The 22,797-nt window shown below is 63.6% G+C and carries 26 protein-coding genes; 13 read left to right on the plus strand and 13 right to left on the minus strand.

Annotated features, from left to right (window positions below):
* Positions 1-337 precede the first annotated feature (337 nt).
* The 6 genes from ABD819_RS18105 to ABD819_RS18130 all read left to right on the plus strand — a co-directional run bounded on the left by ABD819_RS18105 (position 338) and on the right by ABD819_RS18130 (position 4,634).
* Positions 338-1,555 (plus strand): MFS transporter, encoded by a 1,218-nt coding sequence (locus tag ABD819_RS18105; RefSeq protein WP_345126535.1) that lies wholly within the window; start codon positions 338-340, stop codon positions 1,553-1,555.
* Between the two features lie 46 nt (positions 1,556-1,601).
* The gene (locus ABD819_RS18110) at positions 1,602-2,201 is read left to right on the plus strand and encodes a hypothetical protein (RefSeq protein WP_345126537.1); all 600 of its coding nucleotides are present in this window, start codon (positions 1,602-1,604) and stop codon (positions 2,199-2,201) included.
* A gap of 22 nt (positions 2,202-2,223) precedes the next feature.
* Positions 2,224-2,601: a cupin domain-containing protein gene (locus tag ABD819_RS18115; protein WP_345126538.1), complete on the plus strand. Its 378-nt coding sequence runs from the start codon at positions 2,224-2,226 to the stop codon at positions 2,599-2,601.
* Positions 2,602-2,847: 246 nt separating this feature from the next.
* Positions 2,848-3,021 carry a hypothetical protein gene (locus tag ABD819_RS18120; RefSeq protein ID WP_345126539.1) on the plus strand — a complete coding sequence of 58 codons (174 nt, stop codon included), beginning with the start codon at positions 2,848-2,850 and terminating at the stop codon, positions 3,019-3,021.
* A 100-nt stretch (positions 3,022-3,121) separates the two neighbouring features.
* The gene (locus ABD819_RS18125) at positions 3,122-4,255 is read left to right on the plus strand and encodes a porin (RefSeq protein ID WP_345126541.1); all 1,134 of its coding nucleotides are present in this window, start codon (positions 3,122-3,124) and stop codon (positions 4,253-4,255) included.
* Between the two features lie 238 nt (positions 4,256-4,493).
* Positions 4,494-4,634 carry an ATP-binding protein gene (locus tag ABD819_RS18130; RefSeq protein WP_345126542.1) on the plus strand — a complete coding sequence of 47 codons (141 nt, stop codon included), beginning with the start codon at positions 4,494-4,496 and terminating at the stop codon, positions 4,632-4,634.
* Positions 4,635-4,661: 27 nt separating this feature from the next.
* Here ABD819_RS18130 and ABD819_RS18135 read toward each other — a convergent pair whose 3' ends face one another.
* From ABD819_RS18135 to ABD819_RS18160, 6 genes are all read right to left on the minus strand, one after another.
* On the minus strand, positions 4,662-5,087 hold the full coding sequence (locus ABD819_RS18135) for a response regulator (RefSeq protein ID WP_345126544.1): 426 nt from the start codon (positions 5,085-5,087) through the stop codon (positions 4,662-4,664).
* A 137-nt stretch (positions 5,088-5,224) separates the two neighbouring features.
* Entirely contained in the window at positions 5,225-5,872 is a 648-nt protein-coding gene (locus ABD819_RS18140) for a zinc ribbon domain-containing protein (protein ID WP_345126547.1), read from the minus strand.
* Between the two features lie 204 nt (positions 5,873-6,076).
* Entirely contained in the window at positions 6,077-6,676 is a 600-nt protein-coding gene (locus ABD819_RS18145; RefSeq protein WP_345126549.1) for a hypothetical protein, read from the minus strand.
* 248 nt (positions 6,677-6,924) lie between these two features.
* Positions 6,925-8,259 carry a T9SS type A sorting domain-containing protein gene (locus tag ABD819_RS18150; protein ID WP_345126551.1) on the minus strand — a complete coding sequence of 445 codons (1,335 nt, stop codon included), beginning with the start codon at positions 8,257-8,259 and terminating at the stop codon, positions 6,925-6,927.
* A gap of 394 nt (positions 8,260-8,653) precedes the next feature.
* Complete coding sequence (locus ABD819_RS18155; RefSeq protein ID WP_345126553.1) at positions 8,654-9,310, minus strand: NAD-dependent epimerase/dehydratase family protein; 657 nt, start codon at positions 9,308-9,310, stop codon at positions 8,654-8,656.
* 220 nt (positions 9,311-9,530) lie between these two features.
* Entirely contained in the window at positions 9,531-10,367 is an 837-nt protein-coding gene (locus ABD819_RS18160) for a CvfB family protein (protein ID WP_345126554.1), read from the minus strand.
* Positions 10,368-10,469: 102 nt separating this feature from the next.
* On the opposite strand from ABD819_RS18160, the gene ABD819_RS18165 reads away from it, so the two are divergent.
* The gene (locus ABD819_RS18165; RefSeq protein ID WP_345126556.1) at positions 10,470-11,009 is read left to right on the plus strand and encodes a hypothetical protein; all 540 of its coding nucleotides are present in this window, start codon (positions 10,470-10,472) and stop codon (positions 11,007-11,009) included.
* A gap of 70 nt (positions 11,010-11,079) precedes the next feature.
* Here ABD819_RS18165 and arsB read toward each other — a convergent pair whose 3' ends face one another.
* The 5 genes from arsB to ABD819_RS18190 all read right to left on the minus strand — a co-directional run bounded on the left by arsB (position 11,080) and on the right by ABD819_RS18190 (position 14,152).
* Entirely contained in the window at positions 11,080-12,189 is a 1,110-nt protein-coding gene (arsB, locus tag ABD819_RS18170) for an ACR3 family arsenite efflux transporter (protein ID WP_345126558.1), read from the minus strand.
* Positions 12,108-12,731 (minus strand): GNAT family N-acetyltransferase, encoded by a 624-nt coding sequence (locus tag ABD819_RS18175; RefSeq protein WP_345126560.1) that lies wholly within the window; start codon positions 12,729-12,731, stop codon positions 12,108-12,110. Before ABD819_RS18175 ends, arsB begins: the two co-directional genes overlap by 82 nt.
* On the minus strand, positions 12,728-13,159 hold the full coding sequence (locus ABD819_RS18180) for an arsenate reductase ArsC (protein ID WP_345126562.1): 432 nt from the start codon (positions 13,157-13,159) through the stop codon (positions 12,728-12,730). The genes ABD819_RS18175 and ABD819_RS18180 overlap by 4 nt, the downstream gene beginning before the upstream one ends.
* A 148-nt stretch (positions 13,160-13,307) precedes the next feature.
* On the minus strand, positions 13,308-13,766 hold the full coding sequence (locus ABD819_RS18185) for a DUF6428 family protein (protein WP_345126563.1): 459 nt from the start codon (positions 13,764-13,766) through the stop codon (positions 13,308-13,310).
* 50 nt (positions 13,767-13,816) lie between these two features.
* On the minus strand, positions 13,817-14,152 hold the full coding sequence (locus tag ABD819_RS18190) for an ArsR/SmtB family transcription factor (protein ID WP_345126565.1): 336 nt from the start codon (positions 14,150-14,152) through the stop codon (positions 13,817-13,819).
* A 394-nt stretch (positions 14,153-14,546) separates the two neighbouring features.
* Between ABD819_RS18190 and ABD819_RS18195 the strand changes: the two genes are divergently transcribed.
* Positions 14,547-15,002: an energy transducer TonB gene (locus ABD819_RS18195; protein ID WP_345126566.1), complete on the plus strand. Its 456-nt coding sequence runs from the start codon at positions 14,547-14,549 to the stop codon at positions 15,000-15,002.
* Between the two features lie 159 nt (positions 15,003-15,161).
* Here ABD819_RS18195 and ABD819_RS18200 read toward each other — a convergent pair whose 3' ends face one another.
* Positions 15,162-17,066 (minus strand): BamA/TamA family outer membrane protein, encoded by a 1,905-nt coding sequence (locus ABD819_RS18200; protein ID WP_345126567.1) that lies wholly within the window; start codon positions 17,064-17,066, stop codon positions 15,162-15,164.
* Between the two features lie 229 nt (positions 17,067-17,295).
* Here ABD819_RS18200 and ABD819_RS18205 point away from each other — a divergent pair, with 229 nt between their 5' ends.
* The 4 genes from ABD819_RS18205 to rfbD all read left to right on the plus strand — a co-directional run bounded on the left by ABD819_RS18205 (position 17,296) and on the right by rfbD (position 20,785).
* A complete protein-coding gene (locus tag ABD819_RS18205; protein ID WP_345126569.1) occupies positions 17,296-18,564 on the plus strand; it encodes a putative DNA modification/repair radical SAM protein in 1,269 nt (422 codons plus the stop codon).
* Positions 18,565-18,571: 7 nt separating this feature from the next.
* Complete coding sequence (locus ABD819_RS18210) at positions 18,572-18,841, plus strand: hypothetical protein (RefSeq protein WP_345126570.1); 270 nt, start codon at positions 18,572-18,574, stop codon at positions 18,839-18,841.
* A 49-nt stretch (positions 18,842-18,890) separates the two neighbouring features.
* Positions 18,891-19,823 carry a TIGR03915 family putative DNA repair protein gene (locus ABD819_RS18215; protein WP_345126572.1) on the plus strand — a complete coding sequence of 311 codons (933 nt, stop codon included), beginning with the start codon at positions 18,891-18,893 and terminating at the stop codon, positions 19,821-19,823.
* Between the two features lie 98 nt (positions 19,824-19,921).
* Positions 19,922-20,785 (plus strand): dTDP-4-dehydrorhamnose reductase, encoded by an 864-nt coding sequence (gene rfbD / locus ABD819_RS18220; RefSeq protein WP_345126574.1) that lies wholly within the window; start codon positions 19,922-19,924, stop codon positions 20,783-20,785.
* 19 nt (positions 20,786-20,804) lie between these two features.
* On the opposite strand, the gene ABD819_RS18225 is transcribed toward rfbD, so the two are convergent.
* Positions 20,805-22,016: an MFS transporter gene (locus tag ABD819_RS18225; RefSeq protein ID WP_345126575.1), complete on the minus strand. Its 1,212-nt coding sequence runs from the start codon at positions 22,014-22,016 to the stop codon at positions 20,805-20,807.
* A gap of 246 nt (positions 22,017-22,262) precedes the next feature.
* Here ABD819_RS18225 and ABD819_RS18230 point away from each other — a divergent pair, with 246 nt between their 5' ends.
* The gene (locus tag ABD819_RS18230) at positions 22,263-22,787 is read left to right on the plus strand and encodes a GreA/GreB family elongation factor (RefSeq protein WP_345126577.1); all 525 of its coding nucleotides are present in this window, start codon (positions 22,263-22,265) and stop codon (positions 22,785-22,787) included.
* The last annotated feature ends 10 nt before the right edge of the window (positions 22,788-22,797 follow it).

Consider the following 22,797-nt stretch of genomic DNA (forward strand, 5'->3'; position numbering starts at 1 on the left):
AAGGCGCCGAGTTGCCGGCGTTGTGCGGGCGCACCCGTGTGGTAATTTTCCCATAAATTCGTTCGGTAAGCAGGCGGTAAAGGTACCCCACTATCCTCCGGGACTATACACCTAGGGCGGTCAGACCAGAAAGTTCAAACTTCGCCAGACGGCAGACAGATAGATTTGGGTAAGGACAAGCCGTGTACCGGAGGGGCTTTTTCGGCTTAAGTCCAGGACGAAATCAAGAGCAGGAAAAAGGCCCGGAGAATGCTGCCGACGGGCCGCATCCGGCGGGTTTGATGTAGGTTTAACCCTGCTTTTCGCCGCCGCGCCGTTTCTTGCCGCTACTGTTGCTTTGATAGATTCCTCCATCAGCCCGCGCCCCCGATGGGTGCTGCCCACCATTGTTTTCGCGCAGTTCGCCTGCACCTCGCTGTGGTTTGCCGGCAATGCCGTGCTGCCCGATTTGCTGCGCGATGCCCGGCTGAGGGGGCTCACGCTGGGGGCGGCCGTGTCGGCGGTGCAGCTGGGGTTTATTGTGGGTACGCTGGTGTTTGGCCTGCTCCGGCTGGCCGACCGGCTGGCTCCGGCGCGGCTGTTTCTGCTGTGCGCCGTGGCCGGCAGCCTCACCAATGCGGCGCTGCTGCTGCCCGATGCCACCCCGGCGCTGGTGCTGGGGCTGCGCTTTGGCACGGGCCTGTGCCTGGCGGGCATCTACCCGGTAGGCATGAAAATAGCCGCCGATTATTATGAAAACGGCCTGGGCCGCGCCCTGGGCTATTTGGTAGGGGCGCTTGTGCTGGGCACGGCCTTGCCCCACTTGCTGCGGCTGCTGGCGGCGGGGTGGGCCTGGCAGGCGGTGGTGCTGGCTACCTCGGGCCTGGCGCTGGCGGGTGGCCTGCTGCTGTGGGCGCGGGTGCCCAATGGCCCGTTTCGACGGCCGGCGGCCCGGCTCGACGCCTCGGCGGTGTGGACGGTATTTGGTCACCGGCCGTTTCGGCAGGCGGCGCTGGGCTACTTCGGGCACATGTGGGAGCTCTACACATTTTGGGCCTTCGTGCCGCTGCTGCTGGCCACCCACGCGCAGCTGCACCCGGCGGCCGGAGCCTACGGGCCGGGCTGGGCCTTCGGGTTGATTGCGGCCGGGGCCCCGGCCTGCGTGGCGGGCGGCTACCTGGCCCGGCGGCTGGGCAGCCTGCGCACGGCCCGGCTGGCACTGGCGGTATCGGGCGCGTGCTGCCTGCTCAGCCCGCTGCTGCTGGCGCTGCCCCGGCCGGCGTTTGTGGGGGCGGTGCTGGTCTGGGGCATGGCCGTGGTGGCCGACTCGCCCCAGTTTTCGGCGCTGGTGGCGCAACGCGCGCCGGCCGGCACCACCGGCACGGCCCTCACGCTGGTCACTTGCCTGGGCTTCGCGCTCACCATTGTGAGCCTGCAAAGCTTTGCCGCGCTGCAAGGGCATGTGGCGGCGCGCTACCTGTTTCTGCTGCTGGTGCCCGGGCCGGTGCTGGGGCTGCTGGCCACGCGCCGCCCGGCATTGGATGCAGCTGCGGGCCAGCCGCGCAATTTTGCTTAATCTTGCGGCTACAAACTGACCAGGTACTGACCTTTTTTTATCCTGCATGAAGCCTTTATACCTAGCCCTGAGCGGAGCCATGCTGCTGGCCGCCTGCAACCAGACGGCCCCCGAAACTTCGACCCCCACGGCCGCCGCGCCCGAAACAACCGCCGCCCCAGCCGCCGCCGCGCCCACTGATTCGGTAATGGCCGCGCCAGCCGCTGCGGCCGCCCCCACCGCGCCGGCCGCGCCGGCACCTGCCCTCAAGGAAGCCGAAACGCTGAAAGTCTCGTTCAGCTTCAAGCCCAGCCCGGACCCCGACGACCCCAAGCACCCCCGCACCAGCGCCCACCTGCTGCTGCAAGGGGCCAGGCCGCAGGATATCGACCTGGGAAAATTCGCCGGCAAGCCCGATGTGGTCGACGCGGCCAAGGCCAAAGCGGCCAACTTCCCGGCGGGCATGCTCATGGGCTTCCGCAGCTACTCGCCTGCCACCGGCACCAGCTCCGATTTGGCCGTGCTGAGCGTGGATGGCAACCGCCTGCGCATCGTGCAGCGCCGCGTGGAAGAAACCGCGCCCGAAGCCGGAAAATTTGAAACTGCCCGCGAAATTCCGCTGCCCGCCAATACGATAATAGTGGCTGCCCCGATGGCGAAAAAATAGGTTTAAATGCGTAGGTTGGGGCATGAAAAACTCCTCTCTCCTGGGCCCGCTAAAGGGCGCGACGCACCGCGAAGTCGGTGGCGTGCAAGTTGACATGGTACCCACCGGCAATGCCCGCGTCAAGCGGGTGGTGTACCCGCCCGGCTTTCGGTGGTCTACCAACCTGAAGGCCATCGTGGGCACGCCGCTGTGCATGCACGCCCACGTCGGCTTCCTGGCCAGCGGCGAGTTTCACATCCAGTACGCCGATGGCGCTATCGAGGAATTCGTGGCCCCGCAGGTGGTGGCCATCGCGCCCGGCCACGACGGCTGGGTGGTGGGCGAGGAACCCGCCGTGCTCATCGAGTTCGACTTCGAAGGCGAAACCGTGGAGCGCCTGGGCCTGCCCATGACGCGCTAGCACCGGGCAGCACCCCAAAGCAGCTGGTGGGCGCAGCTTTGGCTGGGGCTAGCCCCCGTTTCTGGCCCAACTACCGAAACTGCCACCTGTTCGTAGTAGAAAAAGGGTCTGTTTGATGAGGTCTTAAAAATCGAAAATTTAACAGGTTCGGTGCCACCTGCCCTACCCGCGTGACCGTGCGCCTGCTGGCCGCCATCAACCGCAACCTGCACCACGATGCCAAGCAGGGCCATTTTTCGCCCCGATTTGTCGTGCCGCATTTCGGTGGTTGTGATTCTGATGGGCAGCTGCCGCCGCGCTGCGTCCGTAACCTGCCCACGGCCCGCGTGCGGCCGCAAACTGAGCCCGGCACCCTCGGCCCCGGACCACATCAACGTGCTCAAGCTGAACCTGGCCCTCGATGCTTTGGCCGGTCGGTAATTAGGTTTGTCTGAATTATTCGATTCAATAGCCGCGCAGCTACCTGCGGTGCGGTCCTTCTTCTCTGCTCTTTGGCCCGCCTGATGCCGGCCAGCTCTCCATGAAAAATCTTTTAGTACCCGCCCTGGTTGCCCTGAGCACGAGTGCCGCCCTGGCCCAAACTACTCCCCCCACCGACCCGGCTTTGGCCGTGCCGCCATCTGCCGCGCCGGTAGCGCCCCCCGCCCCCGCCCCGCTCACCACCTACGGCTTCGTGGATGCCTACTACGGCTACGATTTTAAGTACGCCAACGGCAACGACCGCCAGCCGTTCCTCTATTCGCACGGCCGCCAGAACGAGTTTACCATCAACCAGGCCCTCATCGGCCTGCGCTTCGATGACGGCAAGGTGCGCGGGGCGCTGGGCCTGCACGCCGGCACCTACGTATCGGCCAACTACGCCGCCGAGGACCCCGTCCTCAGGCACGTCTACGAGGCCTACGCGGGCTTCCGGCCCTTCGCCAAGGCTTGGCTCGATGTGGGGATTTTCGCCTCGCACATCGGGTTCGAGTCGGCCATTTCGAAAGACAACTGGACGCTGACCCGCTCGCTGATGGCCGAGAATTCGCCCTACTACGAATCAGGGGCGCGCTTTACCTACGAAGTGGGCCCCAAGCTGACCCTGACCGGACTGGTGCTGAACGGCTGGCAGAACATCCGCGAAACCAACCAGGCCAAGGCCCTTGGCACCCAGCTTCAGTGGCGGCCGTCGGATAAGCTACTCATCAACAGCAGTACCTTTTACGGCAATGAGCAGCCGATTAATTCGATGGTCCGGCGGCGATATTTCCACGATTTTTACGTCACCTACGCCGCCAGCGAGCGGGTGAATCTGGCCGCCGTGTTCGACGTAGGCAAGCAGCGTGGCGTGGGCCGCGAGCAGTACGACACCTGGCACACGGCGGCGGCCTTCGTCAAGTACAAGCTGGCCGATAAATGGGCGACCACGCTGCGCGGGGAGTACTACTACGCCGAGCGGGGCGTCCTCATCCGCAGCATCATGCCCGCCGCGCTGGATAGTGATTTCCGGGTGGCCGGCGGCTCCCTCAATCTTGATTACCTGCCCACCAGCAACGTGGCTTGCCGGGTGGAGGGCCGGTACCTGAACGGGATGCGGGGCGTATTTGCACGCAGCGACAATGCCGGCAACCGCAGCTACGGGAATGTGACGACGAGCATCGCGCTGGCGTTTTAGGAACGGCTGAACGAGCCAAAAGAGGACGTCATGCCGAGCGTAGTCCAAGCATCTCGCGTGCGGCAGTAACTCAATCGACTAACGATGCGAGCAAGATGCCTCGGCTGCGCCCGGCATGACGTTCTTATAGAAAATCGCCTCAACTCATAAACCTCAAAACTAAAATCAACCTCGGTTTCCTGGCCATGCTGCTTACGGGTGGTACTCGCTGCGGCAGCTCGACCGCAGCACGCGCGACGTGCTCAAGGCCAACCTCTACTCGGTGGACCTGAGCATCGCCCGCGAGTTTATCACCACGCAGGGCGGCCGGCTGTGGGTGGAGAGCGAGATGGGCAGCGGCAGCACGTTCAGCTTCACGCTGCCGGTGGCAGGGGCGTAGCGTGGGCTCTGCGAGGGCCGGGGTTTGCTAGTGGCCTGCTTCTTCCTGACGCTTCTGGTGCAGCCGGAGCACGAGGTCGAGCTTTTCCGGGGTCAGGGGCTTGTTGATGAGGCCGGCGGCGGGCAGGGTGGCGATGCGGGCCAGGTCGTGGGCATCCACGGAAGTAGTGAGGACTACCACGGTGGTGGCTTGCTGCCGGGCGGCAGGCAGCTGCTGATAGGCCTGCAAAAACTCGATGCCGTTCATGATGGGCATTTGAATATCGAGCAGGATGAGGGCGGGGTAGCCGGGCTGGGGGGCCGTGCTGGCCTGATGCAGTATGGCCAGGGCTTCCTGCCCGTTGCGAGCCACCATAATCTGTTCGGCCACATCCAGGCGCTTGAGCAGCCGCTGGTTCAGGAAATTATTGGTCGGGTCGTCATCAACCAGCAGCACGTTATTCAACTTCGGCATAAGCTCTCCGCTACGTAAAGGCTGCCGGTTGGGTTATCAGGCCAGGGCCAAGGCCAGGGCTTCGGCGGGCGCGGCGTGGGCCTGCCGAAGCCCGGGAGAGGCCGGGGCGCTGGCCCAGCCCTCAGCCATCCTCCGCCTCAGTTCTTGGTGCCGCACTCGCCGCAGAACTTCTGCTCGGGCTTCAGGGCCGTGCCGCAGCCGGTGCAGTGGCGGGCCTGGGCCTGGGCGGCGGGGTTGGGGGTGCCGCAGCCGGGGCAAAATTTCTGGCCGGCCGTGAGCTTAGCCTGGCAGCTGGGACACTGCGACAGCGCGTCGCGGTTCAGAAAATCGAGGTTTTGGGTGTAGTCCCGCTCGCGGGTTTTGGTGTAAATCTGTTCTTTAGTGGCCTGGGCCTGCTGGGTGCGCAGCTCCTCCTGCTCGTCGGGGGCGCAGGTTTCGCAGAGGCCGGCGCTGTGGTTCCAGCAGACATCGGGGCACACCCAGTGGCCGCAGTGCGTGCACTGCTTAAACTGCTGCTTGCCCTCGGCCACGGCCGTTTCCAGGGCCGAGTCGTGGGCCTTGCCGCCCACGGCCCGCTGAATGTGGTAGGCCGCGTTCTCGGCCCCACCCAGCCCGCCAAACAGGCTGCTGGCCGCCTGCAGCAAGCTGCCCGCAATGCCGATGGCGCTGGGCTGAAACCGCGACATGTAGCCGTTGCGGCACTTGTCGCAGTGAAACTTGAACTGGAAGCCCTTGTCGGTGGAAAGGTCGTCGTAGTTGGCAACGAATTGTATCAGGGTGCTCATAGGGCGGCTTGCAGGTAAGGTGGTGCGGGCAAAAGTAGGGTTAGCACAGTATTCGGCCGGTGCTGGGGCGAGGCTGGCCCGGCCGGCCTCGGGCTACGCTGCGCCAACCTCGCGCCAGCCGGGGCCAAATCTTCGGTAGCTCCAAACAAAAAAAGGCCCCGTCAGCAGCTGACGGGGCCTTGCGGGGCCGGGCGCGGGGCGCGGCTAAAAAGTGTAGCGCAGGCTCACGGCGGCGTCGTTGTAGAAGCCGTTGTAGCCGTTATACACCTCGAAGAAGGGCTTGTAGTCGACGCCCACTACGAAGGGCAGGTCGGGCAGCTTGTATTCGAGACCGAGGATAAGGTCGGCCCCGAAGGCGATATAGGTGGTTTCGTCGTAGAAGTAGCCGTTCCTGTTACTCTTCAGGAAGTACACGTCGCCCTTGCGGCCCTTGTAGTAAAACCGGTCATCGTCGAAGTAGTAGCGGCCCTGGTAGGCCCCGGCGTGGAAGCCCGCGCCGTAGTAGAACTGGAGGCCCTTGGCATCGGGAACGCCAATGTGCTTCTCGCCGAGGATGGTGAGGCGGGCCCCGCGGGCTTTATACTCCGTCGTGAGAAGGCCCTCAATGGCCACTCCGTTTTTGCCGCTCAGAAAGTGCTTGATGGTGAGGCCCGACGAGTAGCCCCCGCCGCGCAGGCCGATGCCCGTGCTATAGCCCGAACCGCTGCCGCCACCGCCGCCGCCGCTTTTTTTCTTCGATTGGGCAGTGGCTGCCAGGCCGGGCAACAGGAGCAGTAAAAGGGCCGTGAGACGTAAATAATTCATGAGAGAACAAGCTATGCGAATGATAAAACCTGGACAAAAGTAATCGGTAGGGCGGGAAGTAGCCGCGGCTAGCGCGGCTGGGGAGGCGCAGCCGCCCTCTCACAAGCGGCACGAGTTGCGCTGCGCCGCGCTCGCGCCAGCCGCCAGCCAATGACCAGCCACTGCCGGCCGCCGCACGGGCAAAGACCCAAAAAAGCCGCCCCAGGTACTGGAGCGGCTTTTCGTTTTGTAGGTGGCAGGCAGCCTGGCTATTCTTTCACCAGGCGTTTCACCACGGTGCCCTCGGCGGTGTGCAGGCGCACCGAGTACACGCCGGCGGGCAGGCCGCGCAGGTCGAGGGTTTCGCTCAGGAGGCCCGCACCGGGCCGGCTGGTGCGCTGGAGCACGGGCTGGCCCAGGGTGTTGAGCACGTCGAGCGGCACCCCGCCGGGCTGTTTCAGCCCCGCCACTACGAGGATGGCCGTGCCGGTGGTGGGGTTGGGATAGAGCTGGGTTTGGGCCGCGAGGGCGGCGGGGGCGGTGCCGAGCGTGATGCTCAGGAAGTTGGAGTAGTTAACCCGCTCCACGTTTTCAAAGGCCGTACCACCGCCGAAGCTGGTGAAGCGCTGGCTGACGCGGCGGCGCACGTCGTTAGTGGCCGTGTAGGCCAGCAGGTCGCGCTCCTCAAACTCCAGGTCCCAGGCCGTGCCGCTCCACGACTCGAACCGCTCGCCCAGGTAGTTGCCAAAGTTATCGAAGGTTTCGGTGATGCGGCTGGCCAGGGCCCAGCCGGCGCTGAGACGCTCTTCGGCTACCTGTACCACGGTCCCATTGGGCGAGTAGGTGCGCGTGTAGCGCAGGTCGTCGACCCAGGCACCCTGCCAAGCTTGCTCTTGGTATGAGGCGGGTTTCTGCGCGGCCCAGTCGAACCACACAATGTTAGTGTAGCGGTTTTTGTTTTCCCAAGCGCCCGCCTGCCAGGACTGCTGCACCAACTCAGTCCACTGCCCGTTGGCCACGGTGAATACCGCCCGGTCCTGGTTCATGAAAACGCCGTTGGCCCAGTTTTTAATGATTTGCTCGGTCAGCACATTGTTGGTGTACGTGTTCAGGTACTGGTAGCCGTGCACGGTGGCCCAGGCCCCGTTTTGCCACTCCTGGTCGAGTTCCTGCGTGGGGTTGCCCTGGGCGTCGTAGGTCGTTATGTAGCGGCCGGCATTCACCCAGGCGCCATTCTGCCACTGCTGGTAGAGCTCCTCGGTGTTGCGGTTCTGGGCGTTGTAGGTGTAGAGGCTGCGGTTGGTGAGCCGGGCCGTGGCCGAGTCGGCGAAGGTCTCCTGCGCGAGGTTGGCCCGGCTATCATAGGTGTAGGTTTCCACCACGGCCGATGGGCTCCAGGTCTGGGTGTTGGTGTCCCAGCTGGTGCGCACGCCCCGGCCCGGGCGGCTCACGGTTTGCTGGGTGCCGCGTCCGGCGGCCCGCACGGCGGCCGGGCGCACCTTGGCCAGGGCGGCCTCAAGATGGTTGACCGGCTTTTGGGCCCAGGCTTCGGTGCCCAGCAGTACGCTGGCCGTCAGTAAAAGGAAGTGTCGAAGTGTACGCATCGGAAGGGGAAGGAAAAAATGTAGAAAAAATGAGTAACGGAAGTGCGCCAATGATTCAATTGGGGCAAAAAAGGTTGTCTGGCTGCAGTAAAAAAACGCCTGCCACAAAAAACAGCCTCGCCAGAAACCAGCTTTCCCCTACCCAGATTTATGCGGCTGCTGCCCGGCGCAGGTCGTTGGCCTGGTCCGACTGCCCTAGGTGGTCTGACCGGTTGAAGCACCACCGATTTCGGCCATTCGACAACCGGTCTGACCACCTAGAGCGGTCAGACCAATTGCCGAATGGCCGAAATCTGGGTAAGGACAAGCCAGAAGCTAGTGAGGCTTTTTGCTGCTTCAGCTACTTTGAGTCAGGCCCGCACCTGGTATTTCACTGCCGGGCCTGGGAGCGCGTTCAGGCCTTGTGCGTCAGCTCGTCGGAGAGGTGGACGCGCACGCCGCCGCCCTCTTCCCCGGCGGCGCGCAGCATGGCGGCCGCCACCACTGCCGCGCTCACCGGCCGATACTTGAGCAGCGGCCCCCGCAACAGCGGCTGCAGCAGCCCTAGCAGCACCGCGCCCACCCGCTCGCCCAGGCGGGGCCGGGCCCGCTCGCCGAGCAGCAGCGAGGGCCGGAAAATATGAATGGCCCGAAACGGCACCTGCCGCACGGCCGCCTCCATTTCGCCCTTCACGCGGCTGTAGTAGACGCGGCTGTCGGCAGCGGCCCCCATGCTGGATACCACCAGTAGCTGCGAGGCGAAATTGCCCGCCGCCAGCGCCGCCAGCGTCACCACGTACAGGAAATCGACTTTGTAAAACGCCTCTTTCGAGCCTGCCTGCTTTAGCGTGGTGCCCAGGCAGCAAAACACGTCGTCGGCGATGAGCTGCAGGCGCACGTCCTGGAGCTTGTCCAGGTCCGTCACTACCTGCGTGAGCTTGGGGTGCGTGAGGGCCAGCGCCCGCCGCCCCACCACAATCACCTTCGAATACCGCTCCGAAGCCAGCAGCAGCGGCAATAGTTGCGAACCAATGAGGCCCGTGGCCCCGGCGAGTAAAGCGGTTTTGCGCATAAAAGAGGTACGGAATTGTCATTGCGAGCGGAGCGAAGCAATCCGTCCTGTTCTCAGCGACCAACCTGATAATGTGACTCAGCCTTTGTTAACGCGTATCGGTGTTCACCTCAACGCGGAGCAATGTCAAATACCTTACGCCAGAAAAGGTGTCTGGTTTATCAGCGGGTGTCGCGCTGGTACAGGACGGATTGCTTCGCTCTGCTCGCAATGACAGGCGTTACTTCAGCACCGTCGCTTCGGGCTCCAGCAGCACCAGGCCCTGCCGGAACAGCGCCCCCAGGGCTTTCTTGAAGACTTTTTTGCTCATGCCCACGCGGCGGTACACGTCTTCGGCCAGGCTTTTGTCGCCCAGCGGCAGCCGCCCGCCGGGGGCGGCCTGAATGGCTTTGAGCAGCGTATCTGTGGCCGATTCGACTTCGCCGTAGCCTTCCTTTTGCAGGCGCACGTCGAGCTTGCCATCGGCACGTACCTGGCGCAGGAAGCCGGACAGGGCCTCGCCCAGGCGCAGGGGCCGGAATACCTCGTTGTGAAACAGCAGCCCCTGGTGCGTGCCGTTCACGATAATGGGGTAGCCCAGCTCGGTTTCGTCGGCCACCAGCAGGCGCACCGCGTCGCCGGGCTCGCCCACGAAGGGCTCCTGGCTCAGGAACTGCTTCCACTTGGTGGAGGCCACGAGGCGGTCGCTTTCCTCGTCGAGGTACACGTACACGAACACCCGCTCGCCGGTGCGCAGGTCGCGCCGCTGGTTGCGGAAGGGCAGCAGCAGGTCTTTTTCGAGGCCCCACTCCAGGAACGCGCCGGCCGGGCCGTGGTCCTTCACCGTGAGGGCGGCGTAGGAGTTTACCAGCGCCAGGGGCCGTAGGTTGGTGGCAATGAGGCGGTCTTCCGAGTCGCGGTACACGAACACGCGCACGATGTCGCCCACGCGGGTGCCGGCCTCCACGTACTTTTCGGGCAGCAGCAGGTCGCCGTCGTCGGAGGTGAGGTAGAGGCCGAAATCTACTTCGCGGGCTACTTCGAGGTCGTTATAATCGCCGAGGAGGAGGGAGGCCATCTGAGAGGTATTTAATTTGGGGGAAGATGCAAAGGTCGGTTCAGGTGGCGGCTGCTACAAGAAACAGCCGCAGCTTTGTGCCACTCGCCCCAATTCTGGTAGATGATGAATGCTTTAGTGCCCATTGAAACCCTAAGCTGGGAGGAATTGCAGCAGTACGTGTACGAAGTAGATGGCTCGTGGCGCGACATCTACGTGCTGGACGCCAGTAGGGCAGACTGGAAAATCTGGGCTGATTTCGTCAATGCGAACTACCTCGTAAAATTCGCCGACGGCGATGGTGTCCGGCACAGCCAGGTTGACTTTGCCACAGTGGAGCATCTTTGGGATAGCCACTGTCAAGCCAATATGCTCACGGCAACCTTCTTCGTGGGAGAAATAGGTATCAATTGCCATTTCTTCGGCGATTATGAGGTGGAGAATGATGTCGACCCGCAAAAAATCACCTCTTACGAAGTTCATCAGCAGCTAATGGATTACCTGACGCGGCTCTCCCAGGCGCTTGGGAAAGAAGTAGTGCTGACTTTCGAAAACGATACACCGGCAACCCGTTCTCCGCATTGGGTATGGCAGCCGTTGCTTGCTGTCAATGGTGAGCGGATACGAGTTCAGGCCTACTGGCTCGGTCCCAAGTCGCATTAGAACCTCGCTGCCTTCCGACTCCAACCAAGTGAGGTTTCGGGCTCAACCCTTGACGAATAGCCAGCGGGCCTCAGCTACCCGGTGCCGCCGGCCCGGCCGGAGCGCCCCCGTACCAGCGCCGCCGGAACCAGAACGCCACGTTCACCAGCGCAATCAGGGCGGGCACTTCAATGAGCGGGCCGATGACGCCGGCAAAGGCCTGGCCCGAGTTCAGCCCAAACACGCCGATGGCCACGGCAATGGCCAGCTCGAAGTTGTTGCCGGTGGCGGTGAAGGCGATGCTGGCGTTTTCGGCGTAGCTGGCCCCCAGCCACTTGCCGGCCGCGAAGCTGACCACGAACATAATGCTGAAGTACAGGGCCAGCGGCAGGGCAATGCGCAGCACGTCGAGCGGCAGCCGCACGATGGTTTCGCCCTTGAGGCTGAACATGACCACGATGGTGAGCAGCAGGGCCACCAGGGTAATCGGGCTGATGACGGGCAGGAACGTGTGCTCGTACCAGTCGTCGCCCTTGAGGCGGCGCAGCACCAGCCGCGACAGGAACCCCGCCGCGAACGGGATGCCCAGGTAAACCAGTACGCTTTGGGCAATGGCCCCGATGCCAATGTTCACCGCGTACCCCTGCAGCCCAAAGTAGGGCGGCAGCACCGTGATGAACAGCCAGGCCAGCACGGAATAAAACAGCATCTGAAAAATGGAATTCAGCGCCACCAGCCCGGCCGCGTACTCGCGGCTGCCGTCGGCCAGGTCGTTCCACACCAGCACCATGGCAATGCAGCGGGCAATACCAATCAGAATCAGGCCCATCATGTACTCGGGCTGGTCGGGCAGCAGCCAGATGGCCAGCAGGAACATCAGCAGCGGCCCCAGCACCCAGTTCAGCAGCAGCGACAGCCCGATGATGCGCGTGTTGCGGAAGACCCGCGGCAGCTGCTCGTACTTCACCTTGGCCAGCGGCGGGTACATCATCAGGACGAGGCCCAGGGCCAGCGGCACGTTCACGGTGCCGACCGAAAAGTAGGTCACCGCCCGGTTGATGCCGGGCACGAAGTGGCCCAGGGCCACGCCCAGGCCCATAGCCAGGAAAATCCAGAGCGTCAGGCCCCGGTCGAGGCCCGAGAGCTTCTTGCGGGCCAGGGCGGTGGGGGCCGGCGCGGCGGCGCGGCTACGTGGTTGCATGGGCGGCAGCAGGAGAGGGGAGAATGGTAGGGGCCGGCCCGGCCCCCACCACGGCGCTGCGGCGCTCCAGCAGCAGGGTGTCGCGCCAGGTAGCCGTGCAATTGGCCGATACGCTCGCGCCGGCCCACTTCGCGAAACCCAGCCCCGGCGTGGATGGTGATGCTGGTAGTGTTTTCGGGAAAGATGCCGGCCTGCAGCGTCCAGATGCCGTGGGCTTCCGACTCCGCCACCAGCGCGGCCAGCAGCTGCCGGCCCACGCCGCGCCCACGGGCGGCGCCGGCCACGTACACGCTCACCTCGGCCACGCCCCCGCACACGCAGCGGCCCGACACCGGCGCGAGGGCCACCCAGCCCAGTACTTCCCCGCTGCCCCCGTAGCCGGCGTCCACGGCCACCAGGCGGCTGTGGGCCAGGTGGTCGCGGTCCCACTCGGCCCAGGCGGGGGTAGTGGTTTGGAACGTGGCATGGCCGGTGGCGACGCCCTGCGCGTAAATGGCCAGCACCTGGGGCCAGTGCGCGGCGGTGAGGGGAAGAATGGTCATGCGGTCGGGAATTGCGTCTGCGCGAAGTCGTGGGCGTAGGCTCGCACCTGCTCGCGCACGGCCCGGAACTGGCTCATGATTTTCTCCTCGCTGCCCGTGGCCCGGGCCGGGTCGGGAAAGTTGTGGTGGAATTTCTTCGCCGAGGACGGGAACACCGGGCAAACTTCGTGGGCGTGGTCGCACACGGTGAGCACGTAGTCGAAGGGCACGGCGGCATACTCCTCCACGTGGTTGCTGGTGTGGGCCGCAATGTCCACGCCGTCTTCGGCCATCACGCGCACGGCCCGGGGGTTGAGGCCGTGCACCTCCACGCCGGCGCTGTACACGCTGGCGCGGTTGCCGAGGGCCTGGGCCAGGTAGCCATGCAGCAGCTGGCTGCGGCAGGAGTTGCCGGTGCACAGCACCAGAATATTCTTCGAAGTTGCCATCACCAGTACCACCTTACAGCAGTTTCCAAGTCCATGTACAGAGTTAAAAGTTGAGAGTTAAAAGTTAAAAATCAGACGTAGTGGGTTTTAACTTTTAACTCTCAACTTTTAACTGTTTTCAAAAATGTACACTGACTCGGAAACTGCTCTAGCAGCACCCGCCGCCCGGGGTGCAGCCGGCGGTTTGCAGCTGGGGCAGGGCAAACTGGTGGTCGGGGATGCCGCAGGCGTCCTGCGCCAGGCAGGCCGTTTGCTTGAGGGTCAGCACGAAGTCAGTCCCGTCGAAGGCCAGGCCGAATTTGCCAATCGTCGCCTGCTGGTACTCCACTTCAATGTCCAAATCCTCGCGGCCCAGAATCCGCTGTGATAGGTTGAGGATGTCCAGGAATTTCTGGGGGGCGAGCCGGTGGTCGTAGTCGCCGGCTTCCCAGAGCTGAAAGTTGGCCACCGTTTCCTTCCGCTCAACGCCGCCGCAGTCGATGAAATGCTTGGTTACCAGCCCTACTTCCGTCACGTGGAAATGGGCCGGGAGGGCGGTGCCATCCGGTAAGCGAAAGTTAACGGCCGTCAGGCCCGGCAGGTAATGCTTCATTTCGGAGATTTTCATGGGCTTGCTCGGTTGAAAAGGGGAATGGATGAGAAAATCAGCAGGAGTTTTCAGCAGCAGCTGCCGATAGGGGCGGCGGGCAGTTCGGCCAACAGGGCCCCGAGCAGCTGGCGGGCCTGCGCCCAGCCGGCGGCATCGATGCAGTAGCACACGCGGGCTCCGTCTATTTCGCCCTGCACCAGGCCGGCCGCTTTCAGCTCCTTGAGGTGCTGCGACACCGTGCTTTGCGACAGCGGAAGCTCCAGCACCAGCTCGCCGCACACGCAGGCCTGCCGCTGGGCCAGTAGCTGCATGATGGCCACCCGCGCCGGATGCCCCAAGGCCTTGGCAATGGCGGCCGTCTGCTGCTGGGCCGCCGTGAACTGTTCGCGCTTATTGAAGGCCACTGGAGTAATTGATTCGTTTATCGTCGATTTACGATAACAAATGTAGTCAGCTAATCTGATTTCACGGCGGTATTGACTGCTACGGTAATGTAATATCTTGAAATTATTAAATTATTAAATTGAGAAGAATATGGTGGCTTACTGCCTAAAATACTAATCCGTACTACTTTTGCAACGGCAAAATGAAAGGATGACTGTTGATAAACGTGAATATCCACTCATTTGAGCCCGTTCCGACTGGTAAGCTGCCAACAAGTGTTGACTGCCAGGGGTAGTGAGATTCTGTAGAAAAGACAATTTGTCAGAAACCGCACGTATCTTTATTTCGTTATTTAACTGCGGTGCTTTCCAGTGCTTTGCTTGCTTCATTTACTCCGTGATTAAGCTTCCATATATGATGCAGTCCGTACGCTTCTTTTCAGTCGCCATTTTGGTGAGTATGCTGGCAGCGGGCCGTGGCCACGCACAGTCGGGCCCCACGGCTTCGGTCCAGAGTATTCCGCAGTCCCTGTCGGCCCCCGTTTCGCCCGATTCGGTGTACATCAACCCGGAGGTTCGGCCCCAGTTTACGGGCGGCGACAAGGCCTTTTCGGCCTATCTGAGCAAGAACATCCGCTATCCGCAGCAGGCGCTGATGCGCCACGTATCGGGTCGGGTCTACGTTAGCTTCATCCTCAGTGCCACCGGCAAGGTGCAGGACGCCCACGTAATGAGCGGCCCCGGCAACGGCCTCAACGACGAAGCCCTGCGCCTGGTGTGGCTGATGCCGAACTGGGAACCCGCCCGCGTAAACGGCCAGCCGGTGCGCGTGGCCTGCACCGTGCCCATTTCTTTTAATTCGGAACGCTAAGGGGAGGAGGAAGTAAAAAGAACGTCATGCTGAGCGGAGCCGAAGCATCTCTACCGCGAGAGTAATTAATTTACTTCTCCGGTAGAGATGCTTCGACTCCGCTCAGCATGACGTTCTTTTTGTTCACAAATCCTGTGTGATACTCCCAACCAACCACTTTTACTGATACTGTCCCGTGCCGGGGGCTCCCAGCCCGAAATCGGTGAAGGTGACGGTTTCGCGGGCAGTTTCGAACATGCGTACGCCGTTGGGGGCGGTGATGCCGCGCGGGTAGTAGCCAATCAGCAGCTGGAAGGTGCGCAGGGCGGTGTACTCGTTGCGGAAGCGCAGGCCCAGCCCGAAGCCCGTGTAGGGCGCATCGCCGAAGGGCGAGCCGCCGCGGGGCTTTTCGCTCACCCAGGCCGCGTCGGCAAAGGCCACGCCCGCCAGCCGGAAGCCCAGCAGCGAGAGCGGCGTGAAAAGCGTGGTTTCGTAGTTTACCACGAAGCGGCTGGTGGCCAGCACCGGCTGGCCCGGCGAGAAGCCCCGCAGCCCCCGCTCGTTGGTGATGCCCTGGAGGAGCTCGCCGGGCCGCCGTTTGAAGCCGATGGTGCCCTTGCTGCTGAGGAAGTGCCGGTACTGCCAGTTGCCGAAGTGGTAGAGCTTGGTGAACGAAGTGAACTCCGTGGAAAGCAGGCCCTGCTCCCAGCCGCGGCTTTGGTTGAGCCGCTGAAACGCGCCCAAATCGATGGCCGCGTAGAGGTAGCCGCTACGGGCACTGAAGGCCGCCGCCGCTACGCGCACGTCGAGGTAGCGGCGCGGCACGATGCTGTTATAGTCGTAGCCCGCCGTGAAGCTGAGCAGCGTGCCCGCCGGAATGTCCTCGGTCCGGCCAAAGCCGAACAGGTACCGGTCCTTATAGTAGCGGCGCACGGAGTAGCCCACCGTGCCCAGCAGCAGCGTGCTGCTGCGGTACTCCGGCGTAGGCGTCACCGTGTAATCCGTATTAATAAAGCGGGTGGCCACAATCATGCGGGCCGGGTTCTCATAGCCCAGGTCGTAGGAGCGCAGGCGGAGCGAGCGGCCCACCCAGGCATCCTGCACGGTGTAGCGCAGCGGGAAATAGACGTAGGGCTGCCCGGCGGGCGGGGCGCGCAGGGCCACGTCCTGGCTGAAGCTGTTGTAGTTGAGGGCCCCGGCATAGCGAGCACTGGGCGAGTAAAAGTCGCGGCGCAGCGACACACTGCCCGTGCGGTAGTTGTACTCGTTGCGGTAGCGCGCCTGAGCGTTTACAAAATGCCGGAATGGAGCCGTGTAGCTGCCTTCGTAGGACCATTGCTGCGGGGTTTCGCCGTCGGCGGTGCTCAGGCCGCGGCCGTAGCGGTAGGCGTTTTCGAGCTGGTGGCCCAGGCCGAGGAAGTTGTCGTCGCCGGCCGTGACGAGGCCCGCCGTGGCCGACCCCACCTCCACGCCCGCCGTGATGCTGAACACGTCTTTGGTCAGTACCTCAATATCGACGCTGTCGCGGGTGGTAGTGGCCTCGTTCACCAGCACGCGGGCATCCAGCAGCTCGGGCGTTTGGCGCAGCAGGCGCTCCGACTCGGCCAGGGCCTGGGGCTCCAGCGGCTGGCCGGGCCGGAACAGCAGCACCTGCCGCACCCGCGAGCGGGCCGTTTTGAGGTGCAGGGCATTGCCCGATTTTTCGAGCACGGTGCGCGGCCGGCGGGTCGAGTCGGTGATGCTGTAGCCGAAGGCATCGAGGGTGCGGATGCTCACGCGCCGCACGATTTTAAAGTTGTGGCTGTCGAACTGCCGGTCCAGGAGTACGGCATCGAGACCGGCGCGCTCTTCCTGGCGCTGCGTGAAGTTGAACATGGCCGAAACGGCGCGGCCGGCAATGGTTTTGCGGCGCGAGTAGGCCTTCAGCCGGTCCAGCATCCGTTCCTCGTCGAAACGCTGGCGGAGGGAGTCGGGGCGGAAGGGCAGGACGCCCTCGGTGGCTTTCAGCGAGTCGGGCGGGATGGCCGAGCGCGGGTCAAACGTCTGCGCCCGCGCCGGCTGGGCCAGCAGCCCGAGCCCCATCACGACAAACAGAAAGAAACCGCAAAACCTCATAATAGCACGCAACGCCGCAAAGTACGGAAACAAGCCCCGGCCGTTGGCAGTGCCTCCAACTATTTACTAACCACATGGGCCAGCAGCGGAGCAGCTATTTTTTATAAAACAGAAACTATTTCCAAAGAAATTAGCTTAAAAGCTAGTGGCTATTTGGCCGTTTATTAGTACTTTTAAGCCCGAAAGCCAGCCCTTCCGCATGAACGAGCGCATCCAAGAGAAACTAAGCATATTAGCTGATGCCGCGAAGTACGATGTATCGTGCAGCAGCAGCGGCGGCAAGCGCAAAAACGAGAACAAAGGCCTCGGCAACGCCGAGGGCATGGGCATCTGCCACAGCTACACCGAGGACGGCCGTTGCGTGAGTCTGCTCAAGATTCTGCTCACCAACCACTGCATTTTCGACTGCGCCTACTGCGTCTCGCGCCGCTCGAACGACGTGAAGCGCGCCGCCTTCACCGTGGACGAAGTGGTGGACCTGACCATCAACTTCTACCGCCGCAACTACATCGAAGGGCTGTTCCTGAGCTCCGGCATCTTTTCCAGCCCCGACTACACGATGGAGCGCCTCGTGCGCATTGTAAAAAAGCTGCGTACCGAGCATAATTTTAACGGCTACATCCACGTCAAAACCATTCCCGGCGCTTCGGAAGAGCTCATTGCCGAAGCCGGCCTCTACGCCGACCGCCTCAGCGTGAACATCGAGCTGCCCTCCGAGCTGGCGCTGACCACGCTGGCCCCGGAGAAAAACTACGCTGAAATCCTGACCCCGATGGCTCAGATTCGCGACGGCATCATTCAGAATAAGGAGGAGAAGGCGCTGTTCAAGAAAGTGCCGGCTTTTGCTACCGCCGGCCAGAGCACGCAGCTCATCGTGGGAGCCAGCGCCGAAACGGATTTAGAAATTATCAAGCTCACCGACAGCCTTTACCAGGGCTACGGCCTGAAGCGCGTGTACTACTCCGGCTACATCCCCGTGACCGACGACGCCCGCCTGCCGCAGGTGACGCAGCCGCCCGTCATCCGCGAGCACCGCCTGTACCAGACCGACTGGCTGATGCGCTTCTACGGCTTCCAGGCCGATGAAATCCTCGACCCCGCGCACCCGCACCTCGACCTCGAAATCGACCCGAAACTGGCCTGGGCCCTGCGCAACCGCCACATTTTCCCGGTGGATGTGAACACGGCCGAGTACGAGATGGTCCTGCGCATTCCCGGCGTGGGGGCCCGCTCGGCCAAGCGCATCATCGCCGCCCGCCGCTTCGCCACCCTCAATATGGAAACCCTGCGCCAGCTGGGCGTGGTGCTGAAACGGGCCAAGTATTTCCTCACCTGCCGCGGCGAGCACCAGCCCATTATCGGCGAGCTCACGGAGCAGCAGGTGCGCCGCCAGATTCTGTTCGGGGCCGGCTCGGTGCGCTCGGCCCTGGTCACGCAGCAGCTCGATTTATTCGCCCAAGCCTCCTAAAGCAGCTATGAACTACGACGCTCTCTTTCCGCAAGGCCGGCCCCGGCTGCAAACCAGCAGCCTGGGCGGCGTGCAAAACGACATTTTGTTTTCTGTTATGAAAGTCATTCACCGCCAGAACGTACCGATGCCCGTCGTCGCGCCGTCGGACAAAGTAGCCCGTCTCTCGTGCTGCTGCCGCATTAGCGAGTTGATGCCCCTGGTACGCCAGTTGCACGACGATGCCCGCGCCCGTCGCCAGGCCCGCCTCGGCGAGCAGCGCCAGCAGGCCGCGTAAGAAAATTAGTTGCTTTGCTGAGGAAAGCAGCATGACGTTCATTTTGTAAATGAAACCAATTCGTCGCCCTGCTGCTGCCGTGGGAGCTGCCGCCGCCCGCCGCCCCGCGCCCGAGCTCACGGCCCCGCCGCTCGACTACACCTACGACGGCACGTTTGAGGGCCTGCTCACGGTGCTGTTCACGGTGTACGACTGGCGGGCCGCGCCCAACAGCATTCAGCCCGAGGCCACGGCCCAGACCGGCCTGTTTGCCCAGCCGGCCCACCGCGAAACCGACGAAACCCTCGCCACCCGCGTGTGGGAGGGGCTGCTGCGCACGATGGACCCGGAGGCCCGCGCCCGCCTCTACCACGTTTTCCTGAGCGAGGATGCCGACCGGGAGTTGCTTATTTTCCGGTACGTGGACCTGGCCCTGCGCGCGGCTCAGGATATTTCGGAGAACTACGCCAACGCCGACGTGCGCCGCGTGCAGCGCCTGGCCCAGATGATGTTCCGCGAGAAGCACCGCATGGAGGCCTTCGTGCGCTTCGAGAAAACCAGCGACGAGCTGTTTCACGCCACCATCGAGCCCGATATGGACGTGCTGCCGCTCATCGCCGCCCACTTCACCAAGCGCTACGCCGACCAGCGCTGGCTGATATATGACCGCCGCCGCCACTACGGCCTCTACTACGACCTCACGCGCACCGACATCGTGCAGTTTGAGAACCCGGCGGGCGCGAAATCAACCGATATTTCGGCTGCCGTGCTCGACGAGCGGGAACCCCTGTTCAAGCACCTCTGGCAGGCGTATTTCGACCACGTCAACATTCCCGAGCGCAGGAATCTGAAGCTGCATCGCCGCCACATGCCCCTGCGCTACTGGAAATACCTGAGCGAAAAGCAGCCCCGCGAGCAGCCCTTCGTGCCCATCCAAAACAAGCAGGCCATTGCGGGCAAGGAAGTATCGGCGGGCCTGAAGCAGCTGCCGCCGCCAGAGTAGTTCCCTGTAGCACATGCTTTAGCTTGTGCATCGCCCAGCAAGGTATGTGCTACAGCACCCGGGCGGCCCTAACTTGCGGCCCAATCTGAGTTTTAGCAATGAGTACGATACTGGTTTTTGGGGCCTCCGGGCAATTGGGGCAGTGCCTGGCGCACGTAGCCAGGGAGCGCCACACGCCCGGCATGGTGTATCTGGCGGAAGAACAAGGCAATATTCTGGACCCGGCCGGGCTGGCCGCGCTGTTTGCCGAGTACCGCCCGGCTTACGTCATCAACTGCGCGGCCTACACGGCCGTGGATAAGGCCGAGGACGAGGTAGACCTGGCCCGCCGCATCAACCGCGACGGGGTGGAAAACCTGGCTCGCCTCTGCGGCGAGCACGGCACCGTGCTCATCCAGATTTCGACCGATTTCGTGTTTGCCGGCACCGGCAACCAGCCCCTGCTCGAAACCGACGAAACGGCCCCCATCAGCGTGTACGGCCTCACCAAGCTGGAGGGCGAGCAGGTGATTCCGCCGCTCACCAGCCGGTATTTCATCCTGCGCACCAGCTGGCTGTACTCCGAATTCGCGGGTAATTTCGTGAAAACCATGCTGAAGCTGGGCCGCGAGCGCGACGAGCTGCGCGTGATATGGGACCAGGCGGGCACGCCCACGTACGCCATCGATTTGGCCGGCTGCATCCTGCACCTCATCGAAACCGAAAGCCAGGCCTTTGGCCTCTACCACTACAGCAACGAGGGCCTGACGTCGTGGTACGATTTTGCCACGGCCATCTTCGCGCTGAGTGGCATGGCGGTGAAAACCATTCCCATTCGCACCAGCGAATACCCCACCAAGGCCACCCGCCCGCTCTATTCGGTGATGGATAAGACCCTGGCGAAAACCGCGCTGGGAATTCAGATTCCGCACTGGCGCGCCAGCCTGAAGGTGTGTCTGGAGCGGCTGGGCGCGGCCGAGTAGGGCCGGGGCACCGTCGCGGCTAGTCGCGGCCGTAGAACCGGCTCGCCAGGTAGGCCGCGCCCGTGAAGGCGGCCCCCAGCAGGCACACGCCGGGCCAGCCGCCGTGCGTCCAGGCCAGGCCGCCGGCCACTGAGCCGAGGGAGCCGCCCGTGAAATACCCGGTCATGTACACGGTGTTGAGGCGGCTGCGGGCCTCGGGCACCAGCGAAAATACCTTGGTTTGGTTGGAGATGTGGGCGGCCTGCACGCCCACGTCCAGCACAATCACGCCCAGCACCAGGCCCAGTAGGTGGGTGCCGCCCAGGCCCAGCACGCCATACGCGGCCAGTGCCAGCAGAATGCTCAGCCCCAGGGCATAGTCGGGGCCGCGCGCGTCGGACGCCTTGCCGGCCAGCGGGGCGGCCAGCGCGCCCACGGCCCCAATCAGCCCAAAAAAGCCGGCCACGTCGCTGCCGTAGCGGTAGGCCGGGCTCTCCAGAAAAAAGGTCAGCGTGGTCCAGAAGGCGCTGAAGGCCGCAAATAGCAGCCCGCCCACGAGCGCCGCCCGGCGCAGGTCGGGCAGCGTGCGGGTCAGGGTCAGCAGCGATTTCAGGAGGGAGCCGTAGGAGCCGGCGAAATTTGGCCGGTCCTGGGGCAGGCGCCAGGCCAGCAGGCCCAGCAGGGCCAGCATCAGCCCGGCCGCGATTTCGAACATGGCCCGCCAGCCCAGGTGCGCCCCCACGTAGCCGCTAAGGGTACGCGAGGCCAGAATCCCAATCAGCAGCCCACTCATGACGCGGCCCACGATGCGGCCCCGGTCGGCTTCGGGGGCCAGGTGGGCGGCCATGGGCAGCAGCAGCTGCGGCACCGCCGAGCAGATGCCGAGGAGCACGCTGGCCCCGGCCAGCATGCCAAAGGTGGGTGCCCACGCCGCCAGGCCCAGGCAGGCCGCCGCGCCCAGCAGCATGAGTAGTATCAGGCGCTTGCGCTCCAGCATGTCGCCCAGCGGCACCACGCACAGAATGCCCAGGGTATAGCCCACTTGGGTGGCCGTAGCCAGCAGGCTGGCGCTGCTGTCGCGCAGGTGAAAGGTGCGCCCAATGGCGGCCAGCAGCGGCTGATTGTAGTAGATATTGGCCACCACCAGCCCGCAGGTGAGGGACATGAGCCAGACGAGGGCATTATCGAGGCGGCGGGAGGGGAGGGGAGGGGCAATGGCCGCGGTGACGGGCCGGATAAGCAATTCAGACATTCAATAGCGCGAGCGAATCGGGATAGGGTAGCAGCGAAATAGCGTAGCGTAACTGCTTTTTGGCCCCAATAGTTGCACCCGGCCCGGTAAACAGCACCGGTACCCCGACTTTTTGCTTCGGCCCGCTGAATCGTAATAACGGGAATCGTAACACCGGGAATCGCACACCGGGCCGAATTGAAAGTTCGGGGTACTCGTGCTACTCCTCCCGCACAACCCGTCTGCCGCGCCTGCGTTTGCCAGTGCATGAGCCGAGGATTTACTAAGGAAGACGACGCGCAGACGCCGCCCATCATTCCGCCCCGGGCGGCCCTGCCGCCGGGCACGCCCAACTACGTCACGCCCGCTGGCCTGGAGCTGCTGCGCGCCGAGCTGGCCACCCTCGAAGCCGGGCGCGCCCAGGCCGAGGCCAACCACGACAACGACACCGACCGCACCCACCGCCTCTCGCTATTCAATGGCCGCCTGGCCCTGCTGCTGGAGCGCCTCGGCAGCGCCAAAGTAGTAGACCCCGCCGGCCAGCCGGCCGGCGAAGTGCGCTTCGGGGCCACCGTCACGTTGCGCACCGTGCGCGGCGGTAAGGTCGGTTTTGAGCGCACGTTTACTATCGTGGGCGTTGATGAGGCCGATGTGGCGCTGGGCAGGGTCGCGTTTGTGGCTCCCATCGCGCGGGCGGTGCAGGGCCTCCGGTTGGGCAAAACGGCCCCCCTGCCGCTCGGGCCCGGGCCGGAAACGGTGGAAGTAGTGGGTATCGAATACGCCAGCGCGTAATTTTGGCCGC

Source organism: Hymenobacter antarcticus, assembly GCF_039539545.1.
Taxonomy (GTDB): domain Bacteria; phylum Bacteroidota; class Bacteroidia; order Cytophagales; family Hymenobacteraceae; genus Hymenobacter; species Hymenobacter antarcticus.

Coding starts and splice junctions, on each gene's coding strand:
- ABD819_RS18110 (WP_345126537.1), top strand. CDS start 1,602: ATGAAGCCTTTATACCTAGCCCTGAGCGGAGCCATGCTGCTGGCCGCC.
- ABD819_RS18115 (WP_345126538.1), top strand. CDS start 2,224: ATGAAAAACTCCTCTCTCCTGGGCCCGCTAAAGGGCGCGACGCACCGC.
- ABD819_RS18125 (WP_345126541.1), top strand. CDS start 3,122: ATGAAAAATCTTTTAGTACCCGCCCTGGTTGCCCTGAGCACGAGTGCC.
- ABD819_RS18135 (WP_345126544.1), bottom strand. CDS start 5,087: ATGCCGAAGTTGAATAACGTGCTGCTGGTTGATGACGACCCGACCAAT.
- ABD819_RS18140 (WP_345126547.1), bottom strand. CDS start 5,872: ATGAGCACCCTGATACAATTCGTTGCCAACTACGACGACCTTTCCACC.
- ABD819_RS18145 (WP_345126549.1), bottom strand. CDS start 6,676: ATGAATTATTTACGTCTCACGGCCCTTTTACTGCTCCTGTTGCCCGGC.
- ABD819_RS18150 (WP_345126551.1), bottom strand. CDS start 8,259: ATGCGTACACTTCGACACTTCCTTTTACTGACGGCCAGCGTACTGCTG.
- ABD819_RS18155 (WP_345126553.1), bottom strand. CDS start 9,310: ATGCGCAAAACCGCTTTACTCGCCGGGGCCACGGGCCTCATTGGTTCG.
- ABD819_RS18160 (WP_345126554.1), bottom strand. CDS start 10,367: ATGGCCTCCCTCCTCCTCGGCGATTATAACGACCTCGAAGTAGCCCGC.
- ABD819_RS18165 (WP_345126556.1), top strand. CDS start 10,470: ATGATGAATGCTTTAGTGCCCATTGAAACCCTAAGCTGGGAGGAATTG.
- arsB (WP_345126558.1), bottom strand. CDS start 12,189: ATGCAACCACGTAGCCGCGCCGCCGCGCCGGCCCCCACCGCCCTGGCC.
- ABD819_RS18175 (WP_345126560.1), bottom strand. CDS start 12,731: ATGACCATTCTTCCCCTCACCGCCGCGCACTGGCCCCAGGTGCTGGCC.
- ABD819_RS18180 (WP_345126562.1), bottom strand. CDS start 13,159: ATGGCAACTTCGAAGAATATTCTGGTGCTGTGCACCGGCAACTCCTGC.
- ABD819_RS18185 (WP_345126563.1), bottom strand. CDS start 13,766: ATGAAAATCTCCGAAATGAAGCATTACCTGCCGGGCCTGACGGCCGTT.
- ABD819_RS18195 (WP_345126566.1), top strand. CDS start 14,547: ATGATGCAGTCCGTACGCTTCTTTTCAGTCGCCATTTTGGTGAGTATG.
- ABD819_RS18205 (WP_345126569.1), top strand. CDS start 17,296: ATGAACGAGCGCATCCAAGAGAAACTAAGCATATTAGCTGATGCCGCG.
- ABD819_RS18210 (WP_345126570.1), top strand. CDS start 18,572: ATGAACTACGACGCTCTCTTTCCGCAAGGCCGGCCCCGGCTGCAAACC.
- ABD819_RS18215 (WP_345126572.1), top strand. CDS start 18,891: ATGAAACCAATTCGTCGCCCTGCTGCTGCCGTGGGAGCTGCCGCCGCC.
- rfbD (WP_345126574.1), top strand. CDS start 19,922: ATGAGTACGATACTGGTTTTTGGGGCCTCCGGGCAATTGGGGCAGTGC.
- ABD819_RS18225 (WP_345126575.1), bottom strand. CDS start 22,016: ATGTCTGAATTGCTTATCCGGCCCGTCACCGCGGCCATTGCCCCTCCC.
- ABD819_RS18230 (WP_345126577.1), top strand. CDS start 22,263: ATGAGCCGAGGATTTACTAAGGAAGACGACGCGCAGACGCCGCCCATC.